The 12,192-nt window shown below is 44.7% G+C and carries 14 protein-coding genes, 1 tRNA gene and 1 pseudogene; 13 read left to right on the forward strand and 3 right to left on the reverse strand.

Annotated elements, in window-relative coordinates:
* Positions 1–140: 140 nt before the first annotated feature.
* The 3 genes from GPK90_RS11685 (at position 141) to GPK90_RS19075 (ending at position 824) form a co-directional block, all read left to right on the forward strand.
* A tRNA-Gly gene (locus GPK90_RS11685) sits at positions 141–218 on the forward strand.
* A 257-nt stretch (positions 219–475) separates the two neighbouring features.
* Positions 476–658, forward strand: a complete 183-nt coding sequence (locus tag GPK90_RS19070; protein WP_252197442.1) for a hypothetical protein — start codon at positions 476–478, stop codon at positions 656–658.
* Between the two features lie 10 nt (positions 659–668).
* A complete protein-coding gene (locus GPK90_RS19075; RefSeq protein ID WP_252197443.1) occupies positions 669–824 on the forward strand; it encodes a hypothetical protein in 156 nt (51 codons plus the stop codon).
* A 211-nt stretch (positions 825–1,035) separates the two neighbouring features.
* Here GPK90_RS19075 and GPK90_RS11695 read toward each other — a convergent pair whose 3' ends face one another.
* The 3 genes from GPK90_RS11695 to GPK90_RS11705 all read right to left on the reverse strand — a co-directional run bounded on the left by GPK90_RS11695 (position 1,036) and on the right by GPK90_RS11705 (position 4,440).
* Positions 1,036–2,232 (reverse strand): M20 metallopeptidase family protein, encoded by a 1,197-nt coding sequence (locus tag GPK90_RS11695; protein WP_215703070.1) that lies wholly within the window; start codon positions 2,230–2,232, stop codon positions 1,036–1,038.
* Between the two features lie 246 nt (positions 2,233–2,478).
* Positions 2,479–3,723, reverse strand: a complete 1,245-nt coding sequence (locus tag GPK90_RS11700; RefSeq protein ID WP_215703071.1) for an SLC13 family permease — start codon at positions 3,721–3,723, stop codon at positions 2,479–2,481.
* Between the two features lie 30 nt (positions 3,724–3,753).
* Positions 3,754–4,440: an RraA family protein gene (locus GPK90_RS11705; RefSeq protein ID WP_118533607.1), complete on the reverse strand. Its 687-nt coding sequence runs from the start codon at positions 4,438–4,440 to the stop codon at positions 3,754–3,756.
* Positions 4,441–4,710: 270 nt separating this feature from the next.
* Between GPK90_RS11705 and GPK90_RS11710 the strand changes: the two genes are divergently transcribed.
* The 10 genes and pseudogenes from GPK90_RS11710 (at position 4,711) to tnpA (ending at position 12,138) form a co-directional block, all read left to right on the forward strand.
* Complete coding sequence (locus GPK90_RS11710) at positions 4,711–5,607, forward strand: LysR family transcriptional regulator (protein WP_215703072.1); 897 nt, start codon at positions 4,711–4,713, stop codon at positions 5,605–5,607.
* A gap of 19 nt (positions 5,608–5,626) precedes the next feature.
* Positions 5,627–6,193 (forward strand): DNA-3-methyladenine glycosylase I, encoded by a 567-nt coding sequence (locus GPK90_RS11715; protein WP_118533603.1) that lies wholly within the window; start codon positions 5,627–5,629, stop codon positions 6,191–6,193.
* Complete coding sequence (gene sfsA, locus GPK90_RS11720; protein ID WP_118533601.1) at positions 6,190–6,906, forward strand: DNA/RNA nuclease SfsA; 717 nt, start codon at positions 6,190–6,192, stop codon at positions 6,904–6,906. Before GPK90_RS11715 ends, sfsA begins: the two co-directional genes overlap by 4 nt.
* 170 nt (positions 6,907–7,076) lie before the next feature.
* Complete coding sequence (locus GPK90_RS19080; protein ID WP_275950591.1) at positions 7,077–7,349, forward strand: SdpI family protein; 273 nt, start codon at positions 7,077–7,079, stop codon at positions 7,347–7,349.
* 26 nt (positions 7,350–7,375) lie between these two features.
* On the forward strand, positions 7,376–7,924 hold the full coding sequence (locus tag GPK90_RS11730) for a hypothetical protein (RefSeq protein ID WP_118514629.1): 549 nt from the start codon (positions 7,376–7,378) through the stop codon (positions 7,922–7,924).
* 147 nt (positions 7,925–8,071) lie between these two features.
* On the forward strand, positions 8,072–8,701 hold the full coding sequence (locus tag GPK90_RS11735) for a TetR/AcrR family transcriptional regulator (RefSeq protein WP_118736137.1): 630 nt from the start codon (positions 8,072–8,074) through the stop codon (positions 8,699–8,701).
* Positions 8,698–9,399 (forward strand): flavodoxin family protein, encoded by a 702-nt coding sequence (locus GPK90_RS11740; protein ID WP_215703073.1) that lies wholly within the window; start codon positions 8,698–8,700, stop codon positions 9,397–9,399. Before GPK90_RS11735 ends, GPK90_RS11740 begins: the two co-directional genes overlap by 4 nt.
* Before the next feature lie 95 nt (positions 9,400–9,494).
* Positions 9,495–10,136 (forward strand): GNAT family N-acetyltransferase, encoded by a 642-nt coding sequence (locus tag GPK90_RS11745; protein WP_215703074.1) that lies wholly within the window; start codon positions 9,495–9,497, stop codon positions 10,134–10,136.
* Between the two features lie 76 nt (positions 10,137–10,212).
* On the forward strand, positions 10,213–10,959 hold the full coding sequence (locus GPK90_RS11750; RefSeq protein ID WP_215703075.1) for a GNAT family N-acetyltransferase: 747 nt from the start codon (positions 10,213–10,215) through the stop codon (positions 10,957–10,959).
* Positions 10,960–11,738: 779 nt separating this feature from the next.
* Positions 11,739–12,138, forward strand: a pseudogene (gene tnpA, locus GPK90_RS19785) (IS200/IS605 family transposase).
* The last annotated feature ends 54 nt before the right edge of the window (positions 12,139–12,192 follow it).

Consider the following 12,192-nt stretch of genomic DNA (forward strand, 5'->3'; position numbering starts at 1 on the left):
GTAGATAGGGCAGAGGTGGAAGTGCAGTAATGCATGGAGCTGACTGTTACTAATCGGTCGAGGGCTTATCCAGGAAGGTCTGGTTGGTTGATGAAACGGTGAAGATGATTTCAATATGTGGTTTTGAAGGTATGTGTGCACGAGTGGCTCAGTGGTGGAGTATCGCCTTGCCAAGGCGAGGGTCGCGGGTTCGAATGTCTACGCTCCGCTCCGGTCGTCGCAGGCGAACGTCCCCCGGACGTTCTGCGACGTCTCGTGCTCTCAATAAGATGTGAAAAAGAGGAGATGTCCGATGGATACCTCCTCTTTTTTCGCATGTTCGAGCCCTGCCGGGCTCGAACGGTTTGAAGTCTTGTCTTCGCTCCGGACGTTCGCCTGCGACGTCTTGTGCTTTTTTAAATAGTGCGGAAGTCTTGCTTTACAAGGGTTTCCGCGTTTTTTATCTCAGTCGAGAAGACTCTCACCTCTTTAGGTAGTGAGTAATAGCAAAAAGGCAGCAAAGCGAGATATCAGCAAGTATGAGTGCTATCTGGAATATCATATCGAACAGGGCGATAAACTCGATCATACGGGAATAGATGTGGGAGTCGTCAGCAGAATCGTCAGCATCATCGACTATAAGGCAACGGTAAAAGGCATGAAGCGGTGCAGGCCATGACGCAAATTCGATGGCCCACGAAGGAGTCCTGATCGGTATGATCTTTGTTCCGAGTGTCAAGGGCATCAGTCATCAGGGCGACGAATATACAAAACCGGAACATATAGATATGGGAGCGGATGTTCTGTATCAGACAGTGTTAAAACTGGATGAAAATGGATTTTAAGTTTTACAGATGATCGAATGAAGGGCTGAGATAAATCAGAAGACCACTGAAGGGGATAATCCTGTTCAGTGGTCTTTTTTGCTCTAATAGGAAAGATAATGTTACGTTAAAGTGCGAAAGCTATGATTCCTATAGAGCAAAAAGCCCCTCCGGGGGATCGCACTGCGGCGGAATGGAATGATGTCGCAGGCGACCCGCCTGTGAGAGAAAGCTATTTCAGTAAAACGCTCATGTCGGAGCCGGTGATCTTAAATGCGGCGCCAATCATTGTGGCAACACCGGCAGGAATTGCCTTCTCATCAAATAAGAGGGAAGCGTTGTGAAGGGCCAATTTTGATTCTGGGGTATCGTTGTGGGTACCAAGGCGGAAGATAGCACCCGGGATGTGCTCCAGATATCTTGCGAAATCTTCGGATCCCATGGACGGGGACGGAACCTGAAGAAGCTTGTCGTTTCCGAGAAGCTCTGTCACAGCCTCGCTGATCTCGTCCACAAGGTGGTCTTCACTGATCGTCGGTCCAACGCCGAAAGTGTAGGAGACTTCTGCGTCTCCACCCATCGCCCGGGCAGTTCCAATAGCGAGCTGTTTCAGAATTTCAGCAACATGATTTCTGGTCTCATTGCTCTGGGTGCGAACCGTTCCTTCAAAGTATGCCTCATTTGGGATAATATTTGCTGCGGTTCCAGCCTCGAGATGTCCGACAGTGACAACAACCGGATCGATTGCTGCTACACGTCTGGAAACGATGGTCTGGAGCTGTGTGATAATATGCGCAGCGATCACGACCGGATCAATCCCTTTCTGCGGATGTGCAGCATGACCGCCTTTACCGATCACCTTTACCTTGAAGGAATCAGATGCGCCTAACATGGTGCCTTTTCTCACCCCGATGGAACCTGCCGGCATATCCGGCCATGTGTGGCAGGCGAGGATGAAATCGGGTTTCGGGTTTTCAAGAGCACCATTTGCGATGGTCTTTGCGGCTCCTGTCATGACTTCTTCAGCTGGTTGGAAGATGAGTTTGATGGTTCCACAGAGGTCATTCTGGTATTCTTTTAATAATCTTGCTGCACCGATGAGGACGGTTGTGTGGAGATCGTGGCCGCAGGCGTGGCATTTGCCGGAAACTTCAGAAGAAAAGGGAAGTCCCGTGTTTTCCTTGATCGGAAGTGCATCAATATCTGCACGGATCGCAAGGACAGGCCCCTCTTTTGCACCGTGGATAAGGCCGATGACTCCTGTGGAATCTCCGTTCGGATGGTTTTCTATACCGGCATCATCGAGAACTTTTTTGATGAGTTTTGTTGTCTCAATTTCCTCAAAGGCTGTTTCAGGGTGACGGTGAATCTGGTGACGAATGTTTAAAAGATCTTCTTTATTCTGTTCGATTTTTTCAAGAAGTGTCATGGATTTACCTCCAAATGATAAAATTTAACCGAATCAAGCAAGTCCCCTGCTTCAATTGCGAAAAGCAATAAGCAGTGGGTGGGGAATTGCTTGTATCAGGAGGAGTGCAAGCTCCTTCTGATAAACTGCGGAGCAGTTATTCGGTTATGAGCAAGTAGCGAAGCGGATTGCGAATATCCGCTTGACAATGGATGCTGTTAAAAAATCCGCCTGTCGGCATAACAGGCGGATTTCAAGGTTTATGGATTATACAAGGTAGAAGAAGTAAACTGCAGCTGTGCAGATCACGAATGTAAAGATTGCATAAGGAAGGCCGGCTTTTGTATAATCTTTAAATTTTAATCCGCCAATTTCATATACAAGAAGGTTTGGACCGGTACCAAATGGTGTGCAGAAAGCAGCAGATGTTCCGATCGCTACGCACATTGCAAGTGCATGCGGGCTGATTCCGCAGGCTTCACCGATCATGATCGACATAGGTGTTAAGATCGCACAGAGGGAAGTTCCCATCATGAAGTTTGTTCCTACAACTGAGATCAAGGTTACTAAAGCAACAACTACGATCGGGTGCATGTTAGACATATATCCGGACATGGAGTCTACAAGGTACTGGGCTGCACCTGTGGAGGACATTGCGCTGCTTAATGTGAAGATTCCGGCTACCAGAAAGAAGGTGTTGACACTGAAGGACTTTACAGCATCCTTAGCACTGATGCATCCGGTAATAACTACAAGGAAAGCACCGAGTGCGGCAGCTACATGCATTGCCAAAAGCTTTGTTGCCATGCAGTAAACGATGAATAAGAAGATCAATGCAACGAATACCATTTTAGCAGGTTTACGCTCTGCAGTGTCTGGAATATTGCTCTCATCAACTTCACGGACAGCGAGATCCTTGATGTCGAAGAACATTAACCAGATGAAGGAGATCAATGCGATCGGAAGACCGATACGGACGAATTCAAAGAATGTGAATCCTTCATAAGCGGATTCCTCGAGGAATCCCTGGACTACAAGATGTCCGCCGCCGCCGATCAGAGTGATCATACCGCCGAGGCTTGCGAAAAAGGCAAGTACAATGTAGATTTTTGATAACGACACTTTGGATTTTTTACCAACCGCACTGGCGATCGGGATAAGGCAGCCAGTAGTACCGGTATCGTTTAAGAATGCAGAAAGAGCAGTAACGATAAGGGCAGTCCCGGCAATTACGCCTTTTTCATTTGTACCTAAAAGATTGATGACTTTCTCTCCAATGAAATCGGCGAGACCTGTCTTAAAGATTGCGCCGCCAACAACAAGGAGACTCATGAAGAAGATGACAGTTGTGTTGGAAAACTGTGAGAACGCTTTCGAAGGTTCTACAACGTTAAAGACAGCCAGAATAACTGGAATGCCTGCACCAATGACGATTGGGCTGACCGGCTGCCAGATTAAAAGAACGATCACTGCTAAGAACAATACCAGTGTCATAATGGCCTGTGCTGACATATTGATTCCTCCTCGGTAAAAGTAAAGCGATTAATCGTATTTACACTCATTGTTCTTGATATTCTGGATATTTTTATCCATATCATACTCAAAGAGTTTTACAACATCGAAGTCAGGGCGCTTGTTGTAGATGCCGCCGTTTGCGAGAAATTCCCTGCGGGCAATCTCTACTGCCTCTTTCTTTTCTGCTGTTTCAAGATATGGCAGGAAGTCTTCCGGAACAACAATTACGCCGTCTGCGTCGCCGAGAATGATATCGCCAGGTTTTACTACTGTGCCGCCGCAGGAGATCGGAATCTGTACTGCACCCTTACTGGTACCAGTCACCATGCTGGTAATCGGGGAGAAACCGGTGCAAAATACCGGAAAGCTTCCTTTTTTAAGAGCAAGCTTGTCGGTTGCCGGTCCATCGATAATGATACCTGCCATGCCACACTGCTGAGCCATGATTGCAACGAATTCGCCGACCCAGGCATATGTGGTCTCTGTTCCTCGGTCGATCACGAGAACAGATCCTTTTGGTGCTTTCTGCATTGCGTAGTATAGAGAAGTGCTGTCACGCTCAAATCCCTGAATTGTATAAGCCGGTCCGCATACTTTCATCTCATCAGCAACCGGTTTGATTTCCATTTTCATGAATCCGCCAGTAATCTGATGTCCGATGTTTGCCGGCGATACTTTCATAAAACGTTGTCTGATTTCTTCTGTGAATTCCATAAAAGTCCCTCCTGTAAAAGGTTTGTATTTGTGTTTGCATTGTTCCGTTCGCGCGACCAGATTGATTGTCTTTATTATAACAATCTTACGAAAAGATTTGAAACGAAAAAAATTGGTTAGTTTATTAAAAATATTGATAATGAAGCGTAATAAAGGTATAATTTCAACAATGATATGAAAGTGAAAGATGTTTTTGGAAGACAATGAATGTGGAAGGTCTATATTGAGATATCAGGAAGCAAATTTGGATTATATGAGGGAAGATTGAGAATGAATATTGAGAATATCCAGTGCTTTATCAGTCTGGCAGAGTGTCTTAATTTTACAAGAGCGGCAGAGCGGGAACACATCACGCAAACAACTATGAGTCATAAGATCAGTGTTCTGGAAAAAGAATTAGGAGTTAAGCTGCTGTATCGGGATACGAAACAGGTTTTTCTTACAAATGCGGGAACAAGATTTTACAGTCAGGCAAAAGAGATAATAAAAATGTACCATCAGACGGTGGAAGAAATACAGAATGTTCAGAAGGACTCACAGTCTGAGTTAAAAATTGGAATCGGGATTTATGAACATGCCCTGCTTAGTAAATTTATGAACTCCTTTATGGAGAAAAATAAAGGGAAAGTTAAAATTACCTGTATGGAGGAACATACCCTCACACTGATCCAAGATTTTCAGGACGGATTATTTGACGTTATACTGTGTAATGATTCGTTTTCTCACAAGTTTTTAACGTCGGAACTCAGGAATATGGGCTCCATGATCATAGATGAAAGCCCGTATGTTCTGGTGCTACATAAGGATAGTCCTCTGGCAGCATATGATCCGGTGCCGCTGGATAAATTAAAAACGCAGAACATGATTACGATGAAGTCTGTTCCTGAATCGGAGTTAAAGATTGAATTTAAGGGATTCTTTACCTTTAAAGATGCTGTCTATGTGAATTCCTGTAATTCAAAACTGGTGATGGCCAATGCCGGATTTGGGTTTACATGGCTCCCATCATATGCACTGGAATCCAGCTCGGGATACGACAATCTGCTATTCCGGAGATCGGACCCGCCATATAATTTAAGGAAGACATATCTTTATTACAAGAAGAACTCAGAGAATCCGATGGTGAAGAAGTTTGTTGAGAGTGTAAGGGAAATCGTGACAGGATAAATAGGTAGGTGAGATACAAATGAATTGGGCAGATGGAAAAATACGTTGCTGCTGGGCAAATCCGAAAAATGAACGGTACATCCGTTATCATGATGAGGAATGGGGCGTCCCGGTGCATGATGATTGGAAGCTATTTGAAATGCTGATCCTGGAGTGCTTTCAGGCAGGACTGTCCTGGGAATGTGTCCTGAATAAGCGCGAAGCGTTTCGCGAAGCTTTTGACGGCTTTGATGTTGAAAAGGTTTGTGTCTACAAGGAGGAAAAGCTGGAAGCCCTACGGAAGGATCCCGGCATCATACGCAACCGCCTGAAAATACAGGCTGCCGTTACCAATGCACAGGCATTCCGTGAAATTCAGAAGGAATATGGCAGCTTTTCAGAGTATCTCTGGCATTGGACGGAGGGCAGAGTGATCCGGGAAACCGGAAAAACAAGTTCGGAATTATCGGATGCAATTTCCAAAGACTTAAAGAAGCATGGTATGAAATTTGTGGGAACCACGGTGGTTTATGCCTATCTGCAGGCCGTCGGCGTGATCTGGTCGCATGAGGATGGGTGCTTTTGCAGGCATGAGGATGATATATGATGAAACAGAAACCGATAATTATTTATGAGAATGCCGTCCCAGGAAGCTTTGTCCGCAGGATCAATCGTTTCACAGCGGAGGTTTTGATCGATGGGGAGACGGAGCTGGTTCATGTGAAAAATACGGGTCGTTTGCAGGAGCTTTTGGTGCCGAAAGCGAAGGTGACGCTGCAGAAGTCATTGAATATGAACCGAAAAACGGCATACGATCTGATCTCTGTATACAAGCCAAAGTTAAAATGGGTGAATATTGACAGTCTGGCGCCGAATGCTCTGATGAAGCAGCAGTTCATGAGCCTGAATTATGATCTTGTGAAGGCAGAATATACTTACGGAGACTCCAGAATTGATTTTTACATGGAAAAAAACGGTGAAAAATTCCTGACGGAAGTGAAGGGCTGCACGCTGGCGGATGATCTGCATCCGGGCATCGGATTGTTTCCGGACGCACCAACGGAGCGAGGGGTAAAACATTTACATGAGCTGACAAAGGCGGCAAAGGAAGGCTGCCACACAGCAATCGCCTTTGTGATTCAGATGAATGGAATTCATCGGGTGCTGCCGAATGAGGCGGCACAGCCGGAGTTTAAGAAGGCGCTTGTGGAGGCTGCGAAGGCAGGTGTTCAGATCGTCTGTTACAGTTGTCATGTGGAAGCGGATCGTGTAAAGATCACGAGTGTAACCGAAGATACTTCAAGCTATGTGAATATGTAGGAAATGAAGGATTAAGAAGATGGGCAGGAGAAAGAGTATAATCGGGAGTTATGGTGGTGAATTTTATGTGCTTTTGGTGGTTTATGTTAATATGTGATATGATAATTCCCATTGTTATGGTTATTGTAGGAAGAATGATGTGGAAACATTGTCCAAAGCATATAAACGGTATGTTAGGCTACAGAACAACTCGTTCGAGGAAAAATATGGATACATGGAAATTTGCCCACGACTATTGTGGAAAACTTTGGTGGAAAATAGGATGGTTAATGATTATACCATCTGCTTTGGTACATATTCCGTTATACCATAGTGATGAAAATACGATTGGGGTTGCAGGGGGAATCCTTGTAACAATTCAATGTATTATTTTGATTGTATCAATTTATCCGACAGAGCAAGCTTTGAAAAAAAATTTTAATGATGACGGAACACGCAGATAAATTAGAATTTATGGAGGTAAAATAAAATGATGAAACTTGATAATTTTATTGGTATGATGACGGGACATTTTGATAACAAAGAGCAGTTTAATATGATGCAGGCAACAGGAAAAATATATCCTTATGCTAAGCATGTAAATACAGTCTGCAATGACAAAATAAATAATATTCCTCAAGATTTCAATGGAAAATTTGTTGTTGAAGAAAGTTACTATGAGACCAATGGTAACCGTCATGCATCACCGCACCTTTTCCTTATTATAGAAAATGAAGATGGAATTTTACTTTCCTCCTATGAGATTCCGGAAGGAGAAGACAAAAATACATTCTCATATGATTCTATGAAAAATGTTGATTATAGTGAACTGAAAAAATCTAAAAAGTTTACTCCGGCACTTTATCATGAAAATGATGGCATCTGGGAGGGAGGCAGCACAAGTCAGTTTTCACCAGTAATGACATTTAAGCTTTGGGAAAAGTTTTCTGATAGTTGTTTGGAAGTATCTGAAATTATAGAAGTTAACGGAAAGCGGACTTTTGGATACGATGATCCCATTATTTACAAACGTGTATAAATAAGTGATGAACATGGTGACAACTTCCAGTCTGCCTTTGCCCAACCGCAATCGATAGAAGTACAATTTTATATTGGCTCTTGACAAGTAACCACTCGGTAACTATAATAAAGTTACCAAGTGGTTACTTTGCTTAAGGAGAACATTATGATTGAAGGAACGAAGGAACGGATTTTAAGGATTGCTCTGGAGCTTTTTGCACAGAACGGTTACTTAGGGACATCTATGAATGATATCGCGGGGCAGCTGGGATTTACGAAAGCGGCCCTGTATAAGCACTATTCCAGCAAACAGGAAATTCTGGATAAGATCGTGGAACGGATGAACAGGATGGACTATGAGCGTGCCGCGGAATATGAAATGCCGGAAACGGAACCGGACGGCTTTGCGGAAGCTTATCTTCACACGCCGGTTCAAAAAATCCGCACATACAGCATGGCGCAGTTTGACCATTGGACAAAGGAACCGTTTTCCTCCAATTTCCGCAAAATGCTGACACTGGAGCAATACCGTGATCCAAAGCTCGCACAGCTCCATCACGACTATCTTGCCGGCGGGCCTTTGGAGTACATGGCGGCGATCTTCCGAAAGATGACCGATTCTGATGAGGATGCCATGCAGTTAGCTCTGGAATTCTATGGTCCGATGTATCTTCTTTACAGCGTTTACGACGGGGCAGAGGAAAAAGAATCGGTATCTTCCTTGCTGGCCGCCCATATCGACCATTTTATTTCCAAGGTGGAGTCTGGTTACAGAAAGAACGGAAAAACAACATGAATATTACCGTTATATATTCCACTGGCCGGAAGGCGCAGTCATGTACCTATAACATTGCCCGGCTGCTCATCAGGGAGCTTTTGGCGGACGATGAGCTTTTTGAGTTTCAGCTGCCACGGGACATGCCCCACATTTGCGTGGGATGCTATGCCTGTATCAAAGGACAGGAGCAAAAATGCGGCGGAGCTTCTGCACTTGCCCCGATCCTTGCTGCCATGGAACGGTCTGAGCTGATCATCTTCTGCACCCCAACGTATGTGTTCCATGCTCCGGGACAGATGAAAATACTGCTGGATCATTTCGCGTATCGTTGGCTGATCCACCGGCCGGATCTGTCGTTCATAAAGAAGCAGGCCGTCGTGATCAATACAGCCGGAGGTGGAGGCATGAGATCCACCGTCCGGGAAATTAAAGACAGCACCGACTACTGGGGGATCGCCAGAACGCATATTCTTTCGCAGAAAGTGTGGGATCATGACTGGACAGATCTGCCTGCATCGTTCCGTAGATCGGCAGAAAGGAAGGTGGTGCGGACTGCACGGAATGTCCGGCGCAGGGCCGAACATCTAACGCCATCATTCAAGGTGAGATGCCTGTTTATATGCTATCAGTTTTTACATAAGAAACAGAAAATGTCTGCGATTGATGATGCCTATTGGCTGGAGAAAGGATATGTCACAGGAAAACCGTGGAAGTAAAGCAAAATGGACCAAATTCTTTAAACCGAGGGATGCTTCTTGTACGAAGGGCAAGAAGATGGAGGAAGAAAGCGTATAATAAAAGGAGAGGAAAAATGTCAGAAAAGAATATTACGATTCGCTTAGAAAACAAAGACGATTACAGAGCTGTCGAAAACCTGACTCGCGAGTCATTCTGGAATGTTTATCGATCCGGCTGTATGGAACACTATGTACTGCATTGTTATCGGGATGATCCGGCGTTTGTGCCGGAGCTGGACTTCGTGATGGAGCTGGATGGAGAGCTGATCGGACAGATCATCTATGTGCGGTCAGAAATTGAATGCGATGATGGAAGAAAGGTGCCGCTTATGACCTTCGGCCCCATCGGCATTGCACCAAAATACAAACGGCAGGGCTACGGAAAGAAATTGCTTGACTATTCCATGGAAAAAGCAGGAGAAATGGGCGCAGGGGCGCTTGCCATTACCGGCAATATTGATTTTTACGGCAAGTCCGGCTTTGTCCCAGCAAAGACCAAGGGCGTGCGCTACGCTGATGACCCGGAGGCCGATTACTTTCTTATCAAGGAACTGATTCCCGGATTTCTGGACAGCATTACCGGTACTTATAAGGATCCGGAGGGATATTTTGCCTGTGAGAAGAATCCGGAAGCCTTTGAACAGTTTGAAGCGACCTTCCCGAAAAAAGAAAAGTTAAAGCTTTCCGGGCAGCTGTTCCAGAGAGGAGACATATAATTATGCAGGCATCAAAATCGGGGGCTTTTGATCCCGATATCATGCAATAATTATGGAGAAAGTCAGGTGATGATCGATGAAATATATCCATATAACAAAAGAAAACATCGACAGGGAGCATATCTGCTGCGCCATGTCCGGCAAGCAGGCTCTTGCAAAAAAGGAGTGGCTGAAGCAGCGATTTGATGAGGGACTTGTCTTTTATCGCAGTGAGGAGCGTGGAAAGTGCTTTATCGAATATATTCCAGCGGAAAACGCATGGGTGCCCATTGAAGCAGGAGGCTGGCTTTATATCAACTGCCTGTGGGTTTCCGGCTCCCTGAAGGGACACGGCTATTCGGCAGAACTGTTTTCCGAGTGTATCCGGGACGCGAAAGAACAGGGAAAGAAAGGTATTTGCATTCTGTGCGCTGAGGGACGGAAACGGGAATTTTTAGCTGATCCGAAATTTCTGAAGTATAAAGGCTTCAAAGTCGCGGATATATCTGACTGTGGGATCAACCTCATGTACCTGCCCCTTGCAGAGAATGCGGATCAGCCGAGATTCAAAGATTGTGCCAGACACCCGAAAGTCAGCGAAACGGGCTTTGTCCTCTATTACACCGACCAGTGCCCTTTCACCTATTATTGGGTGCCGAAGGTACAGGAGGCGGCAAAGGAACACGGGATCCCATTTCAAGCGATCCACATCACCGACAAAGAAGCCGCTCAGAATGTACCTGCGCCGGTCACCACCTATGCTCTGTTCCGAGATGGAGAGTTTTTGACTCAGGGCATTCAGTCGGATAAAAAGTTTCTAGCACTGGCGGGCATAAAAGGATGATAGATACGTTTCGCTACGATTACAAAGAGCAAGTATAAGGGTTGGAAAGTGAGGAAAAGAACATTTATGAAAAGAAAAATCATCATTGCGGTGGCAGTCATCGCAGGTATTTTGGCAGCAGTTGCGATTATTTCAATTTTGGCACAGACGCCGGCACCGATCTGACGAGCGGAAGACAATCCTGAATTCCAATTTTCAGCGTGCAGCTTCACAAGGCGCGTGTGGCTGCCGATTGGACAAACCTGAGAGCATACTATTCAGAGATTCAGACAGATTATATCGCGACCGGGAAGGCTAATCCAAAGGTGCCGATTGATGAATGGCATACAGAAATTACGTTCCTTGATGGACAAACGGTCAAACTGAAAGCGGGACAGATTGTGATCAGGGAACCAGGAGATCAAATGGATATGTATATGGATATCAGATTCTATATAACTGCAATGAATATCTAAAGCGGCCCCCAATATCAGACTGGGAGACACACTATAATAAATGTAGCTTGATTCTTGGTGCTGATGAATTATAAACAATGATAAAAGCAGACAAATAAAAGAAAGCAGGACAATGGAACTACCCCCAATGTCCTGTTTTTCTTATGTAACAGCAAATTTGTCTCAGAGGGAGTTAGGTCTCCGATTGAGAGAAATGCTTCGATGACAAGAATCACGCGCCAAGTCCCACGGACGTCCGACTTGAAAGAGGGCTACCGCAATCCCACTGGCTTTAGACGGTGGGTTAAGGTAGCCGGAAGCGGAGGTTTGTGCTATACTTGCATTATGGAAACGTGGAAATCAAAAAACAGACACAAATATTTGTTACAGTATCATATTCGTATGCAAGTATAGAAAGAAATTGCTGATGTCAAAACAAATATCAGATGATATAAAGCAGTTTTCTTATGAGATATGTCAAAAGCATAAGGTCATTATCAGATATATGGAGACAGATAAAGATCATATTCATTACATGATAGAAACAGAACCAACAATGTCTATCAGTAAAATAGTAAATCTGATGAAGAGTTATACAACATATCATATTTGGAAAAGATATCCGGATTATCTACGAAAACATTTCTGGAAAGAACATACTTTTTGGACGGACGGATATTTTGTCTGCAGTGTAGGAAATGTATCAGAAGAGATGCCCCGAAAATATATAGAAAATCAAGGGTAGGAAGGTGGCGACAGTGGGTGTTAAAAGCATATAAATACAGGATATATCCTAATA

The organism is Clostridium sp. MCC344, from assembly GCF_018785365.1.
GTDB lineage: Bacteria > Bacillota > Clostridia > Lachnospirales > Lachnospiraceae > Pilosibacter.

What these genes read in the sequence shown, in the direction of transcription:
- GPK90_RS11705 (WP_118533607.1), bottom strand. Translation starts at nt 4,440, where the DNA reads ATGGAATTCACAGAAGAAATCAGACAACGTTTTATGAAAGTATCGCCG.
- sfsA (WP_118533601.1), top strand. Translation starts at nt 6,190, where the DNA reads ATGATGAAACAGAAACCGATAATTATTTATGAGAATGCCGTCCCAGGA.
- GPK90_RS11745 (WP_215703074.1), top strand. Translation starts at nt 9,495, where the DNA reads ATGTCAGAAAAGAATATTACGATTCGCTTAGAAAACAAAGACGATTAC.
- GPK90_RS11740 (WP_215703073.1), top strand. Translation starts at nt 8,698, where the DNA reads ATGAATATTACCGTTATATATTCCACTGGCCGGAAGGCGCAGTCATGT.
- GPK90_RS19080 (WP_275950591.1), top strand. Translation starts at nt 7,077, where the DNA reads ATGTTAGGCTACAGAACAACTCGTTCGAGGAAAAATATGGATACATGG.
- GPK90_RS19075 (WP_252197443.1), top strand. Translation starts at nt 669, where the DNA reads ATGGCCCACGAAGGAGTCCTGATCGGTATGATCTTTGTTCCGAGTGTC.
- GPK90_RS11750 (WP_215703075.1), top strand. Translation starts at nt 10,213, where the DNA reads ATGAAATATATCCATATAACAAAAGAAAACATCGACAGGGAGCATATC.
- GPK90_RS11700 (WP_215703071.1), bottom strand. Translation starts at nt 3,723, where the DNA reads ATGTCAGCACAGGCCATTATGACACTGGTATTGTTCTTAGCAGTGATC.
- GPK90_RS11735 (WP_118736137.1), top strand. Translation starts at nt 8,072, where the DNA reads ATGATTGAAGGAACGAAGGAACGGATTTTAAGGATTGCTCTGGAGCTT.
- GPK90_RS11695 (WP_215703070.1), bottom strand. Translation starts at nt 2,232, where the DNA reads ATGACACTTCTTGAAAAAATCGAACAGAATAAAGAAGATCTTTTAAAC.
- GPK90_RS11715 (WP_118533603.1), top strand. Translation starts at nt 5,627, where the DNA reads ATGAATTGGGCAGATGGAAAAATACGTTGCTGCTGGGCAAATCCGAAA.
- GPK90_RS11710 (WP_215703072.1), top strand. Translation starts at nt 4,711, where the DNA reads ATGAATATTGAGAATATCCAGTGCTTTATCAGTCTGGCAGAGTGTCTT.
- GPK90_RS11730 (WP_118514629.1), top strand. Translation starts at nt 7,376, where the DNA reads ATGATGAAACTTGATAATTTTATTGGTATGATGACGGGACATTTTGAT.